Source organism: Cobetia sp. Ld8, assembly GCF_045066615.1.
Taxonomy (GTDB): Bacteria; Pseudomonadota; Gammaproteobacteria; order Pseudomonadales; family Halomonadaceae; genus Cobetia; species Cobetia amphilecti.
This window is the reverse complement of sequence record NZ_JBISHF010000006.1, coordinates 173,471-195,918: the sequence shown is the minus strand read 5'-3', so window position 1 is coordinate 195,918 and position 22,448 is coordinate 173,471. Positions and strand designations below refer to the sequence as shown.

The following is a 22,448-nucleotide window of genomic DNA, read 5'->3' as shown; positions in this document are numbered from 1 at the left end:
ACAGGCACGGCGGGCGTCGTGATCAACAATGGGTAAGCGGCAACGGTGCCCGCACGGACGGCCTTACAGACGGATACCGGCCGGCAGGCTCGCGGGCAGCGCCAGCTCCTCGGCTTCCATCGAGGCGACCGGATAGCTGACATAGTCGGCGGCATAATAGGCGCTGGGGCGATGGTTGCCGCTGTCGCCGATGCCGCCGAAGGGCGCATCGCCAGAGGCGCCGGTGGTCTGGCGGTTCCAGTTGACGATGCCCGCGCGAATGCGCAGCAGGAAGTCGTCCCAGTCAGCACGATCGCCCCCGATCAGACCGGCCGAGAGGCCGTAGCGGGTGTCATTGGCCAGCGCGATGGCGTCGTCCCAATCGGCGTAGCGATGGATCTTGAGCAGCGGACCGAAGAATTCCTCGTCCTCGAGCGCAAGGCCAGTGACATCGATCAGCGCCGGGCTGAGCAGACTGGTGCCCTCTTCCACCTGCTGCATGCGCACGATGACGTTGCCGCCCAGCGCTTCGAGATCGTCCTGCGCCTTGAGCAGCCCCTCGGCCGCGGCGACACTTGCCAGGCCGCCATAGAAGGGGGCGTCCTGCGCGAACTGCCCCGCCACCCGCAGCTCACGCAGCGCCGTGGCCAGTGTCTCGATCAGACGATCACCGACCTCGCCCTGCGGCACGATCAGGCGTCGCGCACAGGTACAGCGCTGACCGCCCGAGGCGAAGGCCGACTGGATGATCGCCAGTACCGCGGCGGCTTCATCCTGCACATCGCGCACCACCAGCGGGTTGTTGCCACCCAGTTCCAGCGCCAGCAGCTTGCCGACCTGACCGGCGAACTGACGGTGCAGCAGCTTGCCGACCTTGGCACTGCCGGTGAACAGCAGCCCATCGATGCCCTCGGACTGGGACAGGGCCTGGCCGACTTCCGCCGCGCCCTGCACCAGATTGATCACGCCGGCCGGCAAGCCCGCGGCCTCCCAGCACTGCAGGGTGAGATCGGCGGTGGCCGGGGTCAGCTCGGAGGGCTTGAACACACAGGCATTGCCCGCCAGCAGCGCCGGCACCATGTGGCCGTTGGGCAGATGACCCGGGAAGTTGTAGGGGCCGAAGACCGCCATCACGCCGTGCGGGCGGTGGCGCAGGACTGCCTGGGTGCCCGCGACATCCCTGGCGCGCTCGCCGGTGCGCTCATGATAGGCCTTCACCGAGATCGCGATCTTGCCGATCATCGCGCCGACCTCGGTGCGCGCTTCCCACAGCGGCTTGCCGGTTTCGCTGGCGATGCTGACCGCCAGCGCTTCGCGATGCTGCTCCAGCTGATCGCGGAAGCGCTCCACCACCGCCAGACGCGCCTCGAAGCCCAGGCGCGCCCAGGCCGGGAAGGCCTGACGCGCTGCCGCGACGGCCTGCTCGACCTGCTCGGCAGTGGCAGCGGCGCCCTGCCACAGACATGCGTGGGAGACGGGGTCGGTCTTGATGAAGGATGCGGCCTCACCCGCTTGCCACGCGCCGTCGATGAAGAGCTGTTGACGCACGTTGAGTGTGGCGGGAGTCGAATTCGTAGTGGTCATGGCATGCCTCATCGAAAGGGCGCGCCGCGCGAGCGGCGCTGAACAAGGAGTAACGGGGCAGTTGGCGATCTGCCCCGCTGATGGCAAAAGGACGCAAGGCGGTATGCGCCTCGAGATGGCGCGAAGAAGCGAATGTCCGTGGCGAACGCTTCAGCCGGCCAGCACGCGCAGCGTGTCGCCGCCGGTGACGCCGAGGCGTTCGGCCTCATCACGGTGCAGACGCACATGGCAGGCGCCGGAGTCGTCCCGGGTGACGTCGTGGCTGATCCAGCTGGCACGGAAGTCGGCCATGCCGGTGGTGGCAGCCATCACGGCGGGACGCTCGCAGGCCGGGGCATCAGACGCGATGACCTCGACACTCGCCAGCTGGCTGTCACGCACGGCACGCACATCATCGATATAGGCCTCGACCGTCGGGCCGCCATCGAAGATGTCGACGTAGCCTTCCCAGCGCAGCCCTTCCTTCTTGAGCATCGCCACCGCCGGACGGGTGTGCTCATGCACCTGCCCGATGGCGGCCCGCGCGGACTCGGAGAGAAAAGGCGTATAGATCGGGAACTTGGGCATCAGCTCGCCGATGAAGCTCTTCTGGCCCATGCCGGTGAGGCGGTCAGCCTCATTGAAGTCCATCGGGAAGAAGTGGCTGCCCAGACACTCCCAGAACGGGCTGCGCCCTTCGAGCGTGAAGACACCGCGCATCTCGGCCAGCACCTTGTCGGGGAAGGCCGCGCGGAACTGGGCCATGAACAGCCAGCGCACCTTGGAGAGCAGCGCGCCGTTGCGGTTCTTGCGCCAGCCCTCACGCAGGAACAGCGAGCAGACCTCGGCATCGCCGGTGTGGTCGGAGCACAGCGTCAGCGTATCCAGGGTGCGATGCAGATCGAGCTGCACCGAGGAATGCGCCAGCGAACCAAGGCGATAGTGATAGAACGGCGCATCGGTGCCCACGCAGGCCTCGATGGCACAGCAGCCCGCGATGCTGCCATCGCGATCATCCTCGAGCACGAAGAAGTACAGGCGATCATCGCTGGGTTCGCGGCCCTCGAAGGCGGCCAGAGTGCGCTCTATCTTGGCGCTGAGAAACTCATGATTGTCCGGCAGCGAGGTGAAGCCGACACCGGTTTCCCGCGCCAGTACCTTGAGGCCTTCGATATCGTGTCGAGCGATAGGACGAATGCGCATTACAACTCTCCCTCATCCATCGTCGGCAATGGCATCGGCACGGCAAGCACCGCACGCCCCTCTTCCACGCCCAGTACCTCGGCCTGCTGCGGCGTCAGCATCAACTGGCCGGTCGGCGTCAGGGCGTAGCGCGCCAGCACGCAGCGGAAATCGCCGAGACGCTGGTTGGCCACCATCGCCGGTACCGCATCCGGCAGGCTTTCCTGCGGGCGGATACGCACCGGATGCCAACCGCACTGCTTGAAGGTGTGCAGACGCTCGCACTCTGCCAGCAGCAAGGGGCCGGCATCGAAGATGTCGACATGACGCGAGCGCGAGAAGCCCTCGGCGAGCATCTCCTGCATGGCGTACTCATGGCGCGGATTCTCACGCCCGATGGCGGCGCGCGCCTGGGGGGTGAGCAGCGGCAGATAGAGCGGGAACGGCGGCATGACCTCGGCGATGAAGCTCTTGGAGCGCACCCCTGCCATCTGATTGATTTCATTGAAATCACGATCAAAGAAGTGCTGGCCGACGCTGTCCCAGAACGGGCTGACCTGACGCTCGTCGCGCGTTTCCAGATAGCCCGGGAAGGCCACCGCCAGTTCGGTGGCGAAGCGTTCCGGGTACTGGGCGATGAACATCAGGCGTGCGCGGCGCAGCAGGCTGTCCGCATCCGTCTCGCGGTAGCGGGCATCCAGCGACAGCGCACACAGCAGCGTGGCATCCGACACCTCATGCGACAGCGACAGCGTCTGCACTTCGTGGCGCACGTTGAGCTGCTGCGAGGCGTGGATCAGCGTTTCCTGACGATAGGTGTAGTAGGCCTCGCGCGCGCCAGCCTCGGCGCGCAGCGAGGCGGTACCGACCACTTCGCCGGTGTCGAGATCTTCCAGCACGAAGCAGTAGATCTCGTCGCCCGGGAAGTCGATCTCGGTTCGCAGACTGCGCTGGGAGCGCAGGATGCGCTCCTCGAGGCGGTCACGATGTGCCGGCAGATTGGTCAGGCGAGGCGTTGCCGTGGCCGCGAGCCGCTCGAGGGCGAGCAGATCGCGGCTTTCGGCAGGCCGCACCACCAGCATCGGGGCACTGCTCATGGCGCTGCTCATGCAGATGCAGAGGCGGCGACGAAGTTCGCCACGGCGCGGTCGAGCTTGTCGAGACCGCTCTGGATCTCTTCTTCGCTGATCACCAGCGACGGCGCCAGACGCAGCACGTCAGGACCGGCGATCAGCACCATCAGGCCTTCTTCCATCGCCAGGTTGAGAATGTCCTTGGCACGCCCCGCGTAGTCCGGCGCCATCTGGGCACCGATCAGCAGGCCCATGCCGCGCACTTCCTTGAAGACACCGTGACGCTTGGCGATGCCTTCCAGGCCGTTGCGCAGCAGCTGGTGGCGGTGCGCGACGCCGTCGAGGGTTTCCGGGGTATCGATGGTCTCGAGCGCCGCCAGACCCACGGCACACGCCAGCGGGTTGCCGCCGTAGGTGGAACCGTGAGTGCCGATGGCCATGGCCGGTGCGATGCGATCGGTGGTCAGCATGGCGCCCAGCGGGAAGCCGCCGCCGATGCCCTTGGCGGTGGTCAGGATGTCCGGCACCACACCGAAGTGCTGGTAGGCGTACAGGTGGCCGGTACGCCCGGCACCGCTCTGGACTTCATCGAAGATCAGCAGCGCATCGTGCTGGTCACACAGCTCACGCAGTCCTTCGAGGAATGCCTGCTCGCCGGGGATGATGCCGCCCTCGCCCTGCAGCGGCTCGACGATGATCGCGCAGGTGTCATCGCCCATCAGCTCGCGCACGGAGTCGAGATTGTTGAATTCGGCGTGCTGGATACCGCCCGGAATCGGCCCGAAGCCCTGGGAATACTTGGGCTGGCCACCGACGCTGACGGTGAAGAAGGTGCGGCCATGGAAGGACTGACGGAAGGAGATGATCTTGTCCTTCTTCTCGCCATGGGTGTCGTGGGCGAAACGACGCGCCAGCTTGAGGGCGGCCTCGTTGGCCTCACCACCGGAGGAGCAGAAGTAGACCTTGTCGGCGAAGGTGCGCTCGGTCAGCGCCTTGGCCAGCGCCAGTGCCGGCTCGTTGGTGTAGACGTTTGACAGGTGCCAGACCTTGTCGGCCTGGTCCTTGAGCGCCTTGACCAGCGCCGGGTGGCAGTGGCCCAGCGAGGTGACGGCGATGCCACCGGCGAAGTCGATGTACTCGCGACCTTCCTGATCCCACAGACGGCTGCCCTCGCCGCGTACCGGAATGGCAGCCTGGGGTGCGTAGTTGGGCACCATGGCATGGTCGAAATCGGCACGGGTCAGCTGGGTCATCGTCTCTTCCTCATCGCGGGGTCTTGGCGTGGCCGGCCGATGATCGGCAAGCCACGGGTCATGACACTCGAGTATAGGGAGGCGAGATGACAAAGACTTTCAGCGAAAGGACGACGACTTATGTCAGGAGGCGACTTTTGTCATCCAGGGAAGGTGTCAGGCCTGCAGCATGAGACGTTCGTCGCGGGGGCTACGCCCGAAATGGTTGCGAAACGCCGTGGAGAAGTGAGCGGCACTGGAAAAGCCGGTGGCCAGCGCGATCTCGCCGATCGGCTGATCGCTCTCGCGCAGCAGCTGACGCGAGCGCGCCAGGCGCAGATCCAGATAGTAGCGGCTGGGCACCGCCTGCAGATGCTTCTTGAACAGCCGCTCCAGCTGACGCCGCGAGATGCCGAGGTGCTCGCCGATCTCGTGGGTAGAAAGCGGCTCCTCGATATTGGCCTCCATCAGCGTCACGGCCTCCACCAGCGGCTGGGGCGCATGGGCGAAACGGTTCTTGAGCGGCACGTGCTGCGGCTCGTCCGCCAGCCGGATGCGCTCGCAGACGAAGTGCTCGGAGACCTTCTCGGCCAGCGCGCGGCCATGCTGCTGGGCGATCAGCGTCATCATCATGTCCATCGCCGCGGTGCCACCGCCGCAGGTGACACGATCACGGTCCAGCTCATAGAGCTGATGGGAGACGTTGACCTGCGGGAAGTCGCGGCGGAAGGATTCGGCGCGCTGCCAGTGGATCGTCGCACGATAGCCATCGAGCAACCCGGCGCGAGCCAGCTCACGGGTGCCGGTGGAGATGCCGCCCAGCATCACGCCACGCTCGGCCAGACGCTTGAGCCAGGCCAGCAGCGCGGGATTCGAGGCCACCTCCTGCAGGCTCGCCTCGCCCGCCGGCTGAGCACCGCACACGAACAGGGCATCCAGATGGCGCGAATCACTGGCGACCAGACTGTCCGGCGAGAGACTCAAGCCCGCCGCGGACGCCACGCCGCGCCCGTCAAGCGCGAAGGTGACGGCCCGATAGAGTGTCTGCCCCGCGAGCTGGTTGGCCACCTGCAGGGGCTCCAGCGCACAGGCCTGGGACAACAACGAGAAGCCGGGCAGCAGCACGAAGCCTATCTGGCGCTGCTGGGCCTGGGGGGAAACCAGTGAATCCACGGGCATGAGTGTGAGTCGAGGTCCGTCGCGTGAGGGTGGCGCCATATTGTGCCATGCCTCTGGCACTTGTGCCTGGCCCTCACTGGCATGACGCTCGAGATGAGGTCGCCATACGCGACGACGCCACCCCGAAGGATGGCGTCATCAGTGCTCTGCGCTCAGCGGGCAGCGCTCAGCGAGCTGCCAAGACCTCTGCGCTTATGCCGAGGCGCGCTTATATTGAGGCGCTCTTACATCTGAACGACATCGAACTCGACATCGGTGGCGACATCGGCATCGTAGTCGACGTCGTCACGGGTGAAGCCGAACAGCTTCAAGAATTCCTGCTTGTAGCTGGCGTAATCAGTGATGTCGAACAGGTTGTCGCTGGTGACCTGCGGCCACAGTTCCTGACAGGCCTGCTGGACGTCGTCCTTCAGCTCCCAGTCGTCGAGACGCAGACGGCCGGACTCGTCGGTGGCGATCTCGCCTTCGCCATAGAAGCGCTCGGCGTAGAAGCGGTTGAGCTGCTCGATGGTGCCTTCGTGCAGGCCCTTCTCCTTCATGATCTTGTAGACCATGGAGATGTAGAGCGGCATGACCGGGATCGCGGCGCTGGCCTGGGTGACCACGGACTTGAGCACGGCCACGTGGGCACGACCGCCCTTGGCGGACAGCTTGTCGTGGATGCTGCCGGCGGCGCGGTCCAGATCTTCCTTGGCGCGACCCAACGCACCGTGCCAGTAGATCGGCCAGGTGATCTCGGTGCCGATGTAGCTGAAGGCGACGGAGCGGGCGCCCTCAGCCAGCACGCCGGCGTCGTCCAGCGCCTGCATCCACAGCTCCCAATCCTGACCACCCATCACGGTGACGGTATCTTCGATTTCCTGCTCGGTGGCCGGCTCGACCTCCGCTTCGATGATGGTGTCCTTGTTGGTGTCGATGGCAGTCGCGCGATAGGTCTCGCCGATCGGCTTGAGCACGGAGCGCTTCACTTCACCGCTGTCCGGCAGCTTGCGCACCGGAGAGGCCAGCGAGTAGACGACGAGGTCGACTTCGCCCATGTTGGCCTTGATCAGCTCGATGGCCTTGGCGCGTGTCTCGTGGGAGAAGGCATCGCCGTTGATGGCCTGGCTGTAGAGGCCTTCCTGCTTGGCGAACTTGTCGAAGGCGGCAGAGTTGTACCAGCCTGCGGTGCCGGCCTTCTTCTCGGTGCCCGGCTTCTCGAAGAACACGCCCAGGGTATCGGCGCCATAGCCGAAGGCTGCCGTGATGCGTGCCGCGAGGCCATAGCCGCTGGAAGAACCGATCACCAGCACCTTCTTCGGACCACCGTCACGCTTGTCACCGACTGTCTTGCGGGTGATGGCGATCTGCTCGGCGACATTCTGCTCGCAGCCCTTGGGATGTGTGGTGGTGCAGATGAAGCCACGAACCTTGGGTTTGATGATCACGTAAAGAACCTCGTTTGCTGTTGGCCCGGCGTGTACCCGCCGATGCGATACTCGCTTCACCCTGACAGCAGACAATGGCCGTCCTTGGGTGGTGAAGCGTATCGTGAAATAGGGCGTTCAAATCCCGTAAAGCAGGCTCAGTGCCAGCTCATGGGCGCTATTCTAGCGGCTGTCGGCGACGCTGTCCGCCCTGCCGTCATGATCCGCCATCTGCCTGCATATCACTGGAGCCAGCCGCGGCGGCTGCCGTATCATGTAGGCCTTTTCGCACACTGCCATTCCACTGCCGTCCTGCATTCGCCGCTGGTTGCCAGCCGCACTGTCCGACAGGCTCTGCCCAGGATGTTTTCATGAACGATCAGAACGCTCACCTCGCCCCCGATGTGGCCGCCCTGCTCGAGCGCCGACAGGACATCTGGCTGGCGCTGTCTCCACTGTGGCTGGAGCGCGACCCACGTGAAGCCGAGTATCAGCACATGGCAGAAGTCGTCGAAGCCCAGGGGCTTAGCTTCCAGGAACTGGAAAAACTCTATCGGCTGGAGATGGCCCCGGTACTGGTGCGAGAACAGGTCAGCATGACGCCCAACTTCAAGGGCTTCGATGACAGCCAGCTGCTGTCACGGCTGCTGCAGCATACGCATCGTCTGACACGTGGCCGGCGCATGTTCTGGCTGCTGTTTTCGGGGCTGGCCACGATGCCGAGTCGCCATCGCTACGGCAATCTGCTCGAGATCCTGCACCTGCGCGGCAATACGCCCCGTTAGCGCGCGCCCCGCAACCTGCATGGGGCAGCTCGCAAGGACTTTGGCCTGCAACGCCCGAATGGCAAGACACCCCGCGACCGGAAGGTCACGGGGTGTCTTGTAGTGCCTAGTAGCGCTTAGGTAGTGCCTAGTAGTGCTCAACCGCCATTCCTCGAGGGGGCTTACGCCGCCAGGCTCATGGCCGTTTGTGGCGCGGCACTCTCAGCACCCCTTGTGCGCGGCGCTTCTGCCAATCAGACAGACTTGAAAGGCCTCGGCTGTCGCTGATGCGCTGGCCCCCTTCCAGACGTTTGCTCATCCACAGCGCACTGCCATTGAAACTGTAGATAGGCAGCAGGTCCGTGCGCTCACTGGCCGGCAGGATGGAACTGTTCAGGTTGTCCAGTACATCAGGATTGCGCGTATTGGCGCCCTGATAGGTCACGACCATGTGGAACTGGTTGAGGCTGAGCGCCTTGACGTAATGCAGGCGCAGGCGGTCTTCCGGTACGCCAAGCTCGCGCAGGGTCAGGTACTTGGCCATGGCGAAATCATCACAGTCACCAGCTCCGGCCCCCAGAAACTCAAGCGGTGTGGCCCAATAATCCTCCTCCCCCCAGACGCGCACATCATCGGAGAAATGCATCCGGTTGAAGAAGTCGTTGACTTCCATGAGCTGACGTCGCGTCGATTGCCCTTCGAGATCCACGAGCAACTGCTCCCATTGCTGGACTCTCACCCAACCCTGGAGGCCGTAGACCTCGATGATACGTTCTGCTTCAGTGTCACGGGCCAGTACGGAACTCACCGTGAGCAGCATCAATGCCCAGGCAATCAGCCAGGTAAGGCAGCGTCTCTGCAACATGGCAATCAGCCCTCGGCTGTCTATCCGGGCATCCTCGCCATGACGTCAACGGCTGGAGCCACATAGCCTTGGTAGCCATCGGCACCAACGGACATGGCACGCGCCTGATCCTGCTCAGATTCGACCCGAGTGACGATCACCCGAGATTCCACCTGATGGGCCGTCATGCAAAGGCTCTGCAACAGCTCGGTATCCACATCATCCCGCTTGAAGAACGCCTGGTCGATCTTGACGTAGTCCGGGCGCAGCGTTGCCAGATAACTGAGTTCCTTCAATTCACGTGCAAAGCGGTCGATCCCGCCGCGTGCACCATGACGGCGTGCACGACGGAACAACAGCTTGACCCGCTCCAGATGTCGAATCGCGATGCTTTCTGACACTTCGATATCCAGGCGCTTGCACACCCCGGGATGGATAGCCAGCCAGCTGACCAGTCCAGTGAAACTCGCCTCGTCGTCAAAGGTTTCCTGTGTCAGGTTCAGCGCCAGCCGGGGAGTCTGAATCTGGCCGATGTGGGTGGCCAACCACTCCAGTGCATGAAGGTCAAAACGCGCCCCCATCCGGAAATGGCGAATCACCGGCAGGAAATCACCCGCACGATGCAATTCATCGCCTTCACACAGCCGTGCGAACAGCTCCCGGTGCAGCTCACTGCCATCATTGAACAACACGGGCTGCGCCACGAAAGCAATCCCATCGGTCCTATCCAGTGATTGCTCGATGACCTCGCGCCACTCTCCGCGTGGTCGTGCCTGCTCGCCCTCATCGGCGAGCACGACATTGTTGCCATGCTCGATGGCCTGCAACAGGGCCGCATCCGCAATCGTGAACAACTGAGTGCGTTGCATGCCCGACTCACGCCGTACAGCGCCAATGGCACAGTTTTCTGGCGGAACAGCAACCAACGGATTGGCGTCCAGCAGACTATCGATATCCTCCGCCAACAGCCTGAGAAACTCCTGAAGCCGAGGCTCATCGACTTCCGGTAGCAGCAGGCCAAAATCGCTATTGGCCAGACGTGCAGCGATGATCTGCTCGCCTGCCAGTTCGCGCTCTTCCAGCTTGCGCGCAATGGCCTTCACCAGGTCATCACGCCCCTTGTAACCCTGCTCCCGATAGACTACCTCGATGTGCGAAGCGCGCAGGAGCGCAAAGCTGCCGCCCAATGGCTCACTCAACCATTCATCTACGGCCCGATTCAAATAACCGCGATTGCCAAGCCCCGACACCGTGTCCTGTTCAGCCTGGCGCTGCAGGCGCGCCAATTGCGCCGCCTGAGCCTCGAACTGGGTCTGCAGGCGCTGCCCCAGACGATTGACCGCCGAGGTAATGCCCTTGAGTTCCGCCACGCTGGTCTCTTCCAATGGCGCATCAAAGCGCTGCGTCTCCATCTCATTGAGACGAGATGAGAGGCGCTCCAGCGGGCGTAGCAGACGGCGCATGACCAATGAGGCAATCAACAGCGTGAGCATGCCGCCCAGCAACAGCCACAGCGCCAGACGCTTGGCCAGCTGCCAGAGCTGGTCATAACCTTGTGCAGATTCACCGGTCAGGCTGATCGTCCCCAGCGATGCCCAGCCTCCGGGCAGTTCGCGACTCGCTGACTCCGCCGGCATGGGGATCAGGTCACGAAACCACTCTGGTGCCAGACTCTCGCGCACGACATTGAAATCGATGGGCGCGGGGATGGCCACGCTCTCCAACCTGATATCACGCACATGGCCACCATCTACCGTGGCTCGGATCAGGGCTTCGGCACTGGCGGCATCGCCAAGCTCTACATGTGGCACCAGCGCGAGACTCAAGCTCTGGGCGAGATTCGAGAGCTCGACGCGTTGTCGTTCGGCCAATGCATCACGGGTGTTGTTGACCTGAATGAAGAAGATACCGAAGGAAAAACCCAACAATACCAGCAACATCAAGGCAAACAGGCGGCGCGAAAGACTCATCTGATTTCCTCATCAACCATCAGCATGGCAACGGAACTTCCCGAAGAGGAAGCTCCGTGGGTGGCTTAGCCCTGTTGTTGGACGGGGACGGCAACACTCATGGAATCCAGCAGAGCGCCTGTCGCCGACAATAAGCGATAGTTGGCGGTTTCCAGATCAAACCGAGCGCGTATCAGGTTCTGCTGAGAAGTGAACAACTCACTCTCGCTATCCAGAAGATCCAGCAATGTCCGGCGGCCGATATCGAATTGCTTGCGATAACTGGCACGGGTATCGGTCGCGGCGCGTACATAACTTTCCAGGTAATCGATCTGGCGCTTGAGATTCTCGCGCGCATTCCAGGCCAGACGAATCTCGTCACGCACATCGCGCATCACACGATCATTATCATGCTCGACCGCTTCAAGTGCTGCCTGGCGCCCACGGATTTCAGATTGATCACGACCACCACGATACAGGTTGTAACGCATGACCAGCTCGACGCTCCAATCGTCCGACTTGCTCTCATCCTGGTCATAATCATTGTCCAGCGTGCGATTGCCTTCGAGACTGAATTCAGGGTAGTTATCGCCCTTCTCGGCATTCACTTCATGACGTGCAGCATCAATGGAGACTCGTGCAGCCGCCAATAGCGGATTACGCTGATTGGCCTGCACGTAGGCGCTCTCGACGTCTTCACTGAGCAGGCTGGTATCGATGCCCGGCATGCTGAGGTCAGACGGCATCTCGCCCACCAGTCGCAGATAAGCCGAGCGAGAGTCCTCCAGGTTGTTCTGGGATGCCAGCACGCTGGCTTCCGCATTGGCCAGACGGCCATCCACCTGTCGTACGTCACTGCGAGCGCCCAGGCCAGATTCCGCTCGGCGCCCGATATCATTCGAGATACGACGGTGGGCCTCGAGATTGGCTTGTGCATACTTGAGGATCAGTTCATCGCGCATGACCTGCAGATAGGCACCAGCCGTATCCAGCGCGATATCATTGGCCTCTGCCGCGACCTGCAGACGCTGGTAATCCGCCTCGGTCTCGGCCTGACGAATACGCTCGATTGTCGTGTTGCCGTCCCAGAGAAGTTGACGGATGGTCAGGTCAAGGCGCGTGTAATCGTGCCAGTCATCATCGTCATTGACCCCACCATCTTCTGAATCGAACTTTCCGTACCCAAGACGTCCGGTCAGATCCACTGTCGGGCGATAGGCACCGCGCTGGGTTTCCGCTTCTTCGAGCCGCTGAATGTGGCGTGAAATCTGAATGCGCGTGCGTGGATTTTCCATCACAGCCCGGGATACGGCCTCTTCAAGAGTCGCAGCCGACGCCTGAGCGCCAAACCCCATCCCTGCGGCGACGCTCAATGCCAAGAGTGTCTTTTTCATTATGCATTACCCTCGAATCCATCAAATCCTTGATCAACGTTCACGCAAGGCACCTTGCCTGGCGCGCAGAATTGGCTTCATCAGATATTGCAGTACGGTCTGATTGCCAGTGATCACATCAACACTGGCCTGCATGCCCGGGATGATCGTGAGCGGATCCGAGTCATTTCCAAGGTGGTTCTGCTCCGTCAGCACCTTGATCTCGTAGAAGCTGTTGCCTTCTTCATCCTGCACAGTATCCGCACTGATCTGATCAACCTTGCCTTCCAACCCACCGTAGATGGTGAAGTCGTAGGCGGATAACTTGACGACGGCTGGCTGCCCGATTCTCAGAAAACCGATGTCCTTGGGAGCGACTCGCGCCTGGACCAGCAGCTGATCCTCGATGGGAACGATTTCCATCAGGTCTTCCCCAGGCTCGATGACGCCGCCTATGGTATTGATATTCAAAGTTTTGATGGCGCCCTGAACCGGGGAAGTCACCAAAGTACGATCGAGTCGGTCCTGAAGACTGGTGCGCCCCTCACGCAAGCGACCCAGATCCGCCTGGGTCTTGGCGAGCTCTTCCGCGGCACGTGAACGGAACTCCTGTGCGACACCGACCCGATTCGAGATGGCCTCATCCAGTTCCGATTGCTTGCCAGGTACGGCCAGGCGCGCCGATTCAAGATCACCCCGCAGGTCGTTGACCTCACGCTGAATCTTGAGAAGGTCAACCTGAGACACCACACCTTCACGCACCAGAGGCGCCGTCATGCCAAGCTCACGACGTGACAGCTGATAACTGCGTTCAAGACTGTTGATGCGCGACCTCAACTCTCGCAATTCCTGTTCTTTCTGCAGAATCTGTTCACGTGCACCATTGAGACCACTGTTGAGCTGGTTCAGGTGCGTGCGATATGCCGTCATCGCACGCGAGACCAGAGCCGGGCTGCGCGCCTTAAAGTCGTCATCAAACGGCAACTCGACACTCTTCACTGCCACCTGATCCTTCCAGGCATCCGCGGAGGCGTTGACCTCGATGGAATCAAGTTCGGTGTCGTATTGCATGATGGTGGCCTGCAGGCCATCCAGGGTAGAGACACGTTCTCGCAGATCAGAGCCGGCGCTGGTGTCATCAATACGCAATAGCGGTTCACCCGGCGCGACGATCTGCCCTTCCTTGATATAGATCTCGCGTACGATCCCGCCTTCCAGGTTCTGAACGACCTGGAGGTGCGTCGAGGGCACGACCTTGCCTGAACCGCGCGTGACGACCTCCAGACTCGCCTGACTGGCCCAGATGACGAAGATGACCACGAATGCGAGCACCATCCAGATCAGGATGCGCGACTTCCAAGGAGTCGCCAGCAACACGGCCGAACTGACATCGTCGAGATGGTGAAGGTCACGCTGCTCAATCGGTGCCTTAGCCACGATTCACCTCCTGCTTGCGCCCGGCGACTCGGCCTTCATTCAAGGCACTCAGCACCTGCTGCTTGGGCCCATCGGCGACGATGCGCCCCCCTTCCATGACGATGACGCGGTCTACCACGTCGAGCATGCTGCTCTTGTGGGTGACCAGCACCAGCGTCTGGCTGCGCGGCAGGGACTTGAGCATTCTGCGCAGGCGCAGCTCGGCGCGGTTATCCATGTGCGACCCAGGCTCATCGAGCAGCAAGAGCGGGGGACGCATCAAGAGTGCGCGTGCCAGCAAGACCGTCTGACGCTGACCGCTGGAGAGCATGCGCCCACCTTCACCCACTTGGCGATCCAGACCTTCAGGATGATGGCGAGTGAATTCGGTCACACCGGAGGCATCAGCCGCGAGTTCGACCTGTACGTCACTGGCGTGTGGCTGGCCGAGGGTGATGTTGTCGCGAATGGAGCCGAAGAACAGTGAACTGTCCTGGCCCGCATGGCCGATATGCCGCCGTACGTCGGCAGGATGCAGCTGGTTGAGATCCAGACCATCGATTCGAACGCTGCCAGCCGTGGCACGATACAGGCCAGACACAAGACGCTGCAAAGTACTCTTGCCAGCACCGATACGTCCGATGATCGCGATTCTTTCTCCAGGACTGATGCTCAGTGAGATATCCGTCACGGCAGGCGGCGTATTCGGCGCATAGGCAAAGCCGACGCGATCGAATTCGATGCGCATCTGCAGATTTTCACGGTGCACATAGCGGCGATCTTCGGCCTCTTCAGGCAATGCCATGATCTGTTCCAGTGCACTCATGGCACTACGAGTCTGGCCGATACGCGTGATCAGCAACGCCAATTGTCCCAGCGGCTGCAACGCCCGCCCAGACAGCATCACGGCCGCGATCAGGCCACCGACAGACAGGCGTGCATCCGCAATCAGATAGACCCCGAACACGACCAGCGCCACCGTGGTGGCTTGTGTCAGCGACATGCTCAGCGAGCTGACAGAGGTCGTCAGGTTGCGGCTTTTCACCCCCCAATGCGCGATCTGCCCGACGGCGCGTTCATACCGACGCTGGGTTTCGCCCTGAGCATTGGCCAGCTTGAGGCTTTCGAGCCCGGAGACGGCTTCGACGAGGCGCGCATTGCGTTCCGTCGCCAGGCGCGACCCCTGCTCGATACTGCTGCGCAGCGGTTTCTGGATCGCCAGACTGTAGACAAGCAGGATCACGAGCGCAGCGAATGGCACCAGAACCAATGGCCCCGCCACGATCCAGATCACCAGCAGGAACAGCAGGGCAAACGGCAGGTCGACCAGAGTGGTCAGGGTCGCGGAGGTAAAGAACTCGCGGATCGAATCGAACTCCTGCAGGTGCTTCACATAGCCACCGACGGAGCCGGGGCGCGCTTCCATCCGCAGGTTCATGGTCTTGGAGAAGAGCTTCGAGGTCAGCAACACCTCGGACTTCTTGCCCGCCGTGTCCATGAAGTAGGCGCGCGTCTGGCGCATCACGAAGTCGAACACCATGATGATTGCCATCCCCGTCGCCATGACCCAAAGCGTATTGAAGGCCAGATTGGGCACGACCTTGTCATACGCATTCATCACGAACAGCGGTGATGCCACAGCAAACAGATTGATCAATATCGAGGCCAGGATGACGTCGCGATAGATCGGCGTCGATAACTTCAGTGTTGACCAGAACCAATGACCATCACTTTGCTTGAGTGTTTCCGGTGCACGTTCATCAAAGCGGTGCTCCTGCTTGAGATAGACGACACGTCCATCATGGCGCTCAACCAGTGACTCGATGTCCACCAGCTCATCACCATCAGCTTCAGGCTGATGAATCCTGGCCTTGCCTGCGTCGCTGTCGACCTCCAGCAATACGACAGCACGCTCTTCCTTGAGTATGAGAATGCACGGCATCAGCATGTCGCTGATGGCCGTGACCTGCTGGTTGACCAGTTTGGCGCTCAAATTGGCACGCTCTGCGGCGCGGCTGACAAGCGACAACGGAAGGCGGCCCTCCTCCATGGGAAGACCATCGACCAGCACTGCTGCAGATCTGGGGTTGCCGTGGTAACGCGCCATGAAGACCAGCGCATTGAGAAGGGGGTCACCCTCCCTCTCACCAACAGGCTCCGGTCTTAGTGGCGTGGGTTGATCGCTCAACCTGTCCTCCTTAGTAGGGCACTTCGCAGATGTCTCTACGGCAAAGTCTAATACAGCTAGGGGAGACAGCCTAAGCTATCTCCCCTATCTCATCGGCTTAGCCGTCAACGTTTGTCTTGAGACTGTTGCTGTCGAGCAATGATTGGATGATCTGTGTATCCGTGTCGCCACCTGATGTCAGGTCGACATCCTGCAGATTGATCTCTTGCGTGATATTGCTGCCGTCGGATCCGTCGACACTGATCTCGATATTGGTACCACCGTCTCCATCTGACTCGAAGTGCAGGAAGCTCGAGAGAGTATCGGCATCCTCATCGGCCTGCAGCAGATCAGACAGGTCGATGACATCCCCATCGGCCGCACTGAAGTCGGCAATGGTATCGATTGCCATGCCGCCTTCAGTACTGACGTCATCACCGCTCAACCACCGGAAGGTATCGGCGCCACCGCCACCGATAAGGATATCGTTGCCAGAGCCCCCTGTGAGGACATCGTCCCCTGTACCGCCAGCAAGGATATCGCCCCCCGTACCGCCAGAGAGGGTATCGTTGTCAACGCCGCCACTCAGCGCATCGTTGCCACTTCCACCTTCCAGGCGATCACTCCCCTCACCTCCATTCAAGATATCGTCACCAGACTGGCCGATCAGATAGTCCGCATAGAACGGCCCATCACCATCTCCCGACAAAGTGTCGTCGCCTGAAGTCCCGATCACGACAGCCAGCTTGTCGACATCGATGCTGACATTGGATGTGCTGGTATCGCCATCACCATCAACTGATACATAGTCGAAGCTTTCGGTGGAGCGCTCGCTGACGTTATCTGGCGGCGTATAGGAGAACTCGCCGCTGTCCAGATTGAACGTCATTCTGCCACCCAGCTCCGTCGCGATGCTCAGCTCGTAACTAACAGCATCGTAGCTGCTGTTATTCGTGCCCTCGGCAGAGACAGTATTGGTGTCGATATCGTAGCTATAAGTGGTGCCATCGACACTGATCTGCTGCAGATAGCCACCATCTGCCCCCAACAGGCTGTCGTCTACTGAACTACCGGTAATCAACTGGCCGCTGACGGGAGATTGCACTGTAGTGGCGAGCGTATCATCAAGATCCTCATAGTCGGTGACCACCGTGCTATCCAGATCTTCATCGGCAGAACCGTCGTAGGCAATCGGGTCGAGATTGGCCTCGGATACGTTATCCCCCAAGCCTATGGAATAGGACTTGATACCATTTTCCACTAGGAAATCAGTCCAGATATTTTCTTCAGCCTCGGAGATGCCAGCATCTGAACTAAAAATGGTATTCCCCACCAGCACATTCAGTTCCTCATCATCCCCATCACCGTAGTTAGGTTCGCCATCAGAGAAGAAATAAGAAATGCTCTGGGCATTTTCCAGCGCTCCATCTTCAGAATAATTCTCGATAGCAGCTGCAAGCGCAGAATCGTAATTGGTGAGACCACCAGCCTGTAGACCATCTAGAATGGTTTCAGCCTCTTCCACCGTCATCCAGGCATCTTGCGCCGTACCGATAGACGAGAACGTCACCAGATTGATACGTACATCACCGAAATCGTCATAGGCTTCAATCAGGGACTTGATAGAGTCAATCGCACTTTGCAGACGAGTTTCACCGTCAATCCCATCGGTGGCTCTCATGGAACCAGACACATCAAGAATAATGGTTAGATTGGTATCCACCAGCGTCGAAGAGAAGCTCTGGGAGTCCTGCTGCTCTGGGGCATCATCCTCGATACCGATCGTCAATGTTCCGGTAGAGCTGGCTCCTTCACTGTCAGTGGCAAGCACACCGAAGTCCAGTGACAGGACATCTTCACCATCTTCCGAGTGATCGACCGCCTGACTCAGAGTGAAGGTATAGGAGCCACTGTCATCGATGGTAACCGTCGCGACTTCATTGCCGTCAGCATCGGTTGCCACCAGGGACTGGGTACCGCTGCCTGACCAGGTCACGGCACTGCCACCAGAGGTGATGGCCGTTGCAGGTTCCGTCAATACCAACGACACGCTATCGCTATCGACATTCGAGACGGAAACAGTACCGGTGACGGTGGTGGAATCAGTAGTATCCGTGAAGCCATCAGCCGCATCGCTATCCGCGATACCGCCCTCAAGCCCCTCTTCACTGACACGACCTTCGGTATCCGTCACCACAGGCTCGTCATTGGTACCGGTAATGGTGATGGTGACTTCCTGGTCATCCGTCCCACCTTCACTATCCGTCACGGTGACGGTATAGGTCAGCACCAGCGACTCACCAGCCGTGAGGTAGTCGAAGCTGTCATCGACTGTACTGCTGTCGAATGTCCAGTTGAGAACCCCTTCGTCACTGCCACTGTCGATGATGGTGCCAGTATCCACACCCAGCAGAGCAAGCAAGTCATCATTGCTGAGAGTGTCGGTATTCCCCTCACTCGTCACACTGGTGACACTCGGCGTGACTGTCTGACTGAGATCCACATCGCTCACGGAAAGCGTGCCAGTGGCTGTGAGCGCAGAATCCGTCTCCGTCAGACTCGCAGCGATGCTGTCCCCACTCTCGACAGTGATATCCGGTGAGTCGTTACGACCATTGATATTGACCGTGAAGGTCGTGCTGGACGTGTCACCGTCAGCATCCGTGATCACATAGGTGAAGACATCCTGCACCGACTCACCGGTGGCCAGGAACTGCACATCTTCACGAGTGGATTGATAGCTGTAGCTACCATCCGCCTCGAGCGTCAGCACACCATAGTCACCAGAGATCGAGGTGGTACCGGAATCACTGACCGTGACGTTGTTCGTGCCGAAGCTGACAGCGGTCAGGCTGACATCACCTGCGCCCAACGTATCTTCTGTTGCTGATGTGCCATCGACGAGGTTGCCGGTGATAGCGGTGCTGAGATCCTCCCCCATGTTACGTGTATCGGCATTGGCCGTCGGCACGGTATCCAGAACCGTGACATCGAGGCTATCGGTACTACTCTGACCAGCAAGATCCGTCACCACGACAGCAAAGCCATCAATCACACTGTCGTCCCCACCCGTGTGATCAGCCGCTGTGCCATCTTCCACATAGCTGTAGGAGACAATCCCGGTGTCGGCATCATAATCCGTGACAGTCAGCGTTCCTTCATCATTGGAGATCGCCACCGGTGTGGTGCTGGCATCAGTGATATCCACACCAGCGATCGTCACTGCCGCGATCCCTGCTGCAGCTGCGACAGTGAAGGTATCTGTGACGGTGCTACCGGTCGCTTCAGTGACGACCTGGTCATCCAGAGAACTGATGGTCGGCAGCGCATCGTCAGCACCTGTGATGACGATATCCACTGTCGTGCTGGAATCATCGCTGAGCTGCACGACATACTGCTCGGTGATCGTGTCGCCAGATGTCAGGCTCTGCACAGCAGCAGTGTCGTTATCCAGCGTATAGGTCCAGTTGCCGTTGGTATCGACTTCGAAGGTACCGTAAACACTACTGTCGTCAGTGTCGGCCTTGAAGGTCGGTGCATCGCTATCGATATCGGTCGCTTTCAATGTTCCGGCGGCCGTCAATACGTTGTCTTCACTCACGGCACCAGTATCTGCAGTAAGCACCGGCAGATCATCGGACCCCGTGATGTTGATGGTCAGCGTGGTAGTCGAGGTATCACCATCGCTGTCTTCCAGCACATAGGTGAAGACATCTTCCGCCTGCGCACCGTCGGCCAACGATTGAGTCTTGGTGGTATCCAGGACATAGGTGTAGCTGCCGTCGCTGTTGAGCGTCAGCGTACCGTAGTCGCCGGTGACGGTGGCGCTGCCTCCATCTGCAATTCCTTTATCGTCGAGCTTACACACCATGAATGGCGTATCGGCGCCCAGCGTATCGGCGGTGTCATTGGCACCGTCAATCACGTTGCCCGTCAGTTCATCCGTCGCATCTTCATCAATGGTGCGCTCATCCGGATTGGCCGTCGGCGCAGTATCCAGAATCTTGACGTCGAGGCTCTCACTCGTGCTCTGCCCCGCGAGATCAGTGACGACCACAGCGAAATTATCGAACACGCTATTATCGCCAGCCGAATGATCCGCAGCCGTACCATCTTCCACATAGGTGTAGGAAACGGTGCCGGAGTCGGAATCATAGCCAGTAATGGTCAACGTACCTTCATCACCGTCCGCGCCCGGAATCACGACCGGGCTATCCTCGGTCGCACCAGTGATATCGCTACCATTGATGGTAACCGTGGCTACCCCCGCCTCAGCCGACACAGTGAAGGTGTCAGTGAGCGTAGCCCCCGTGGCTTCGGTCACTTCCTTATCTTCAAGCGTCACGGTCGGCGCGCCATCGGTGGAGCCGTCGACGGTGATGGTCAGCGTGGTGCTGGAGGTGTCGCCATCGGCGTCGGTGATCGTGTAGCTGAAGACGTCGGTCAGTGACGCGCCATCATCCAGCGACTGCACGGCCGGATTGGTGGTGTCGAGCACATAGCTGTAGCTGCCATCACTGTTGAGGGTCAGCGTGCCGTAGCTGCCGGTGACGACCGTCGCATCATCCGCGGTGACGGCAGACGCGCTCCCGCCGTCCGGCGTGACGCTGGTCACGCTGGTGGCATCCGCGCCCAGGGTGTCAGCGGTGTCGCTGGCGCCGTCGATGACGTTGCCGTCGAGTGCCGTGGTGGTGTCTTCGCCGATGTTGCGCGTGTCGGCGTTGGCGACCGGGGCGGTATCGAGGATCGCGATGTCCAGGCTGTCAGTGGTGCTCTGCCCGGTGATGTCGGTGACCACGACGCTGAAGCTGTCGGTGATGTCGCCGTCGCTGTGATCTTCGCTCGCGCCATCTTCGGCGTAGCTGTAGGTCACGGTGCCCGTGTCAGCGTCGTAGCCGGTCACGCTCAGGACACCTTCGACGGTGGTGATCTCGACCGGCGTGGTGCTGGCGTCGCTGATGTCGATGCCACCAATGGTGACAGCGGCAACGCCGGCGGTGGCCGCGACCGTGAAGCTGCCGGTGACGGTGTCGCCGGTGGCTTCGGTGACGCTGTTGTCGACCGGCTCGCTGATATCAGTGATGGTCGGCGCGCCATCGGTGGAGCCGTCGACGGTGATGGTCAGCGTGGTGCTGGAGGCGTCGCCATCGGCGTCGGTGATCGTGTAGCTGAAGACGTCAGCCAGGCTCTCGCCATCATCCAGCGACTGCACGGCCGGATTGGTGGTGTCGAGCACATAGCTGTAGCTGCCGTCGGCTTCGAGCGTCAGCGTGCCGTAGTCGCCGGTGACGACTGCCGCGGCATCGGCCGTGACGGTGCTGCCATCGACGTCAGTGACCGTGGTGGCATCGGCCCCCAGGGTGTCGGCGGTGTCGCTGGCGCCGTCGATGACGTTGCCGTCGAGTGCCGTGGTGGTGTCCTCACCGATGTTGCGGGCGTCGGCGTTGGCGACCGGGGCGGTATCGAGGATCGCGATGTCCAGGCTGTCAGTGCTGCTCTGCCCGGTGATGTCGGTGACCACGACGGTGAAGCTGTCGGTGATGTCGCCGCCGGTGTGATCTTCGCTCGCGCCATCCTCGACGTAGCTGTAGGTCACGGTGCCCGTGTCGGCGTCGTAGCCGGTCACGCTCAGGACACCTTCGACGGTGGTGATCACGACCGGCGTGGTGCTGGCGTCGCTGATGTCGATGCCACCAATGGTGACGGTATCGATGCCCGCTTCCGCGGCGACCGTGAAGCTGCCGGTGACGGTATCGCCGGTGGCTTCGGTGACGCTGTTGTCGGCCGTGGCACTGATGTCAGTGATGGTCGGCGCGCCATCGGTGGAGCCGTCGACGGTGATGGTCAGCGTGGTGCTGGAGGCGTCGCCATCGGCGTCGGTGATCGTGTAGCTGAAGACGTCAGCCAGGCTCTCGCCATCATCCAGCGACTGCACGGCCGGATTGGTGGTGTCGAGCACATAGCTGTAGCTGCCGTCGGCTTCGAGCGTCAGCGTGCCGTAGTCGCCGGTGACGACTGCCGCGGCATCGGCCGTGACGGTGCTGCCGTCGACGGCAGTGACCGTGGTGGCATCGGCCCCCAGGGTGTCGGCGGTGTCGGTGGCGCCGTCGATGACGTTGCCGTCGAGTGCCGTGGTGGTGTCCTCACCGATGTTGCGGGCGTCGGCGTTGGCGACCGGGGCGGTATCGAGGATCGCGATGTCCAGACTGTCGCTGGTGCTCTGCCCGGTGATGTCGGTGACCACGACGGTGAAGCTGTCGGTGATGTCGCCGGCAGTGTGATCTTCGCTCGCGCCATCCTCGGCGTAGGTGTAGGTCACGG

Annotated in this window: 13 protein-coding genes; 1 reads left to right on the top strand and 12 read right to left on the bottom strand. The window is 61.1% G+C overall.

Features of this window, described 5'->3' with window-relative positions; genetic code table 11:
- Positions 1 to 63 precede the first annotated feature (63 nt).
- The 6 genes from astD to fabV all read right to left on the bottom strand — a co-directional run bounded on the left by astD (position 64) and on the right by fabV (position 7,635).
- A complete protein-coding gene (astD, locus tag ACJJV2_RS02640; RefSeq protein WP_405278094.1) occupies positions 64 to 1,563 on the bottom strand; it encodes a succinylglutamate-semialdehyde dehydrogenase in 1,500 nt (499 codons plus the stop codon).
- A gap of 150 nt (positions 1,564 to 1,713) precedes the next feature.
- Positions 1,714 to 2,745 carry an arginine N-succinyltransferase gene (gene astA, locus ACJJV2_RS02635; RefSeq protein WP_405278092.1) on the bottom strand — a complete coding sequence of 344 codons (1,032 nt, stop codon included), beginning with the start codon at positions 2,743 to 2,745 and terminating at the stop codon, positions 1,714 to 1,716.
- Entirely contained in the window at positions 2,745 to 3,806 is a 1,062-nt protein-coding gene (locus ACJJV2_RS02630; protein ID WP_215824627.1) for an arginine N-succinyltransferase, read from the bottom strand. Before ACJJV2_RS02630 ends, astA begins: the two co-directional genes overlap by 1 nt.
- Before the next feature lie 23 nt (positions 3,807 to 3,829).
- Complete coding sequence (locus tag ACJJV2_RS02625) at positions 3,830 to 5,050, bottom strand: aspartate aminotransferase family protein (RefSeq protein WP_043334420.1); 1,221 nt, start codon at positions 5,048 to 5,050, stop codon at positions 3,830 to 3,832.
- 156 nt (positions 5,051 to 5,206) lie between these two features.
- Complete coding sequence (locus ACJJV2_RS02620) at positions 5,207 to 6,208, bottom strand: GlxA family transcriptional regulator (RefSeq protein ID WP_172978721.1); 1,002 nt, start codon at positions 6,206 to 6,208, stop codon at positions 5,207 to 5,209.
- A 224-nt stretch (positions 6,209 to 6,432) separates the two neighbouring features.
- Positions 6,433 to 7,635, bottom strand: coding sequence for an enoyl-ACP reductase FabV (fabV, locus tag ACJJV2_RS02615; RefSeq protein ID WP_405278089.1), 1,203 nt, complete (start codon positions 7,633 to 7,635; stop codon positions 6,433 to 6,435).
- 350 nt (positions 7,636 to 7,985) lie between these two features.
- On the opposite strand from fabV, the gene ACJJV2_RS02610 reads away from it, so the two are divergent.
- Complete coding sequence (locus tag ACJJV2_RS02610) at positions 7,986 to 8,399, top strand: hypothetical protein (protein WP_166020033.1); 414 nt, start codon at positions 7,986 to 7,988, stop codon at positions 8,397 to 8,399.
- A 175-nt stretch (positions 8,400 to 8,574) separates the two neighbouring features.
- Here ACJJV2_RS02610 and ACJJV2_RS02605 read toward each other — a convergent pair whose 3' ends face one another.
- From ACJJV2_RS02605 to ACJJV2_RS02580, 6 genes are all read right to left on the bottom strand, one after another.
- Entirely contained in the window at positions 8,575 to 9,243 is a 669-nt protein-coding gene (locus ACJJV2_RS02605; protein WP_405278086.1) for a transglutaminase-like cysteine peptidase, read from the bottom strand.
- A gap of 20 nt (positions 9,244 to 9,263) precedes the next feature.
- Positions 9,264 to 11,192, bottom strand: a complete 1,929-nt coding sequence (locus tag ACJJV2_RS02600) for an EAL domain-containing protein (RefSeq protein WP_405278084.1) — start codon at positions 11,190 to 11,192, stop codon at positions 9,264 to 9,266.
- 65 nt (positions 11,193 to 11,257) lie between these two features.
- Positions 11,258 to 12,526, bottom strand: a complete 1,269-nt coding sequence (locus ACJJV2_RS02595) for a TolC family outer membrane protein (RefSeq protein ID WP_405278650.1) — start codon at positions 12,524 to 12,526, stop codon at positions 11,258 to 11,260.
- 72 nt (positions 12,527 to 12,598) lie between these two features.
- The gene (locus ACJJV2_RS02590) at positions 12,599 to 13,981 is read right to left on the bottom strand and encodes an HlyD family type I secretion periplasmic adaptor subunit (protein ID WP_405278082.1); all 1,383 of its coding nucleotides are present in this window, start codon (positions 13,979 to 13,981) and stop codon (positions 12,599 to 12,601) included.
- Positions 13,974 to 16,148, bottom strand: coding sequence for a type I secretion system permease/ATPase (locus ACJJV2_RS02585; RefSeq protein ID WP_405278080.1), 2,175 nt, complete (start codon positions 16,146 to 16,148; stop codon positions 13,974 to 13,976). The genes ACJJV2_RS02590 and ACJJV2_RS02585 overlap by 8 nt, the downstream gene beginning before the upstream one ends.
- A 97-nt stretch (positions 16,149 to 16,245) precedes the next feature.
- Positions 16,246 to 22,446: a VCBS domain-containing protein gene (locus ACJJV2_RS02580; protein WP_405278078.1), complete on the bottom strand. Its 6,201-nt coding sequence runs from the start codon at positions 22,444 to 22,446 to the stop codon at positions 16,246 to 16,248.
- Positions 22,447 to 22,448: the final 2 nt, after the last annotated feature.

What these genes read in the sequence shown, in the direction of transcription:
- astD (WP_405278094.1), bottom strand. Translation starts at nt 1,563, where the DNA reads ATGACCACTACGAATTCGACTCCCGCCACACTCAACGTGCGTCAACAG.
- astA (WP_405278092.1), bottom strand. Translation starts at nt 2,745, where the DNA reads ATGCGCATTCGTCCTATCGCTCGACACGATATCGAAGGCCTCAAGGTA.
- ACJJV2_RS02630 (WP_215824627.1), bottom strand. Translation starts at nt 3,806, where the DNA reads ATGCTGGTGGTGCGGCCTGCCGAAAGCCGCGATCTGCTCGCCCTCGAG.
- ACJJV2_RS02625 (WP_043334420.1), bottom strand. Translation starts at nt 5,050, where the DNA reads ATGACCCAGCTGACCCGTGCCGATTTCGACCATGCCATGGTGCCCAAC.
- ACJJV2_RS02620 (WP_172978721.1), bottom strand. Translation starts at nt 6,208, where the DNA reads ATGCCCGTGGATTCACTGGTTTCCCCCCAGGCCCAGCAGCGCCAGATA.
- ACJJV2_RS02610 (WP_166020033.1), top strand. Translation starts at nt 7,986, where the DNA reads ATGAACGATCAGAACGCTCACCTCGCCCCCGATGTGGCCGCCCTGCTC.
- ACJJV2_RS02605 (WP_405278086.1), bottom strand. Translation starts at nt 9,243, where the DNA reads ATGTTGCAGAGACGCTGCCTTACCTGGCTGATTGCCTGGGCATTGATG.
- ACJJV2_RS02600 (WP_405278084.1), bottom strand. Translation starts at nt 11,192, where the DNA reads ATGAGTCTTTCGCGCCGCCTGTTTGCCTTGATGTTGCTGGTATTGTTG.
- ACJJV2_RS02595 (WP_405278650.1), bottom strand. Translation starts at nt 12,526, where the DNA reads ATGGGGTTTGGCGCTCAGGCGTCGGCTGCGACTCTTGAAGAGGCCGTA.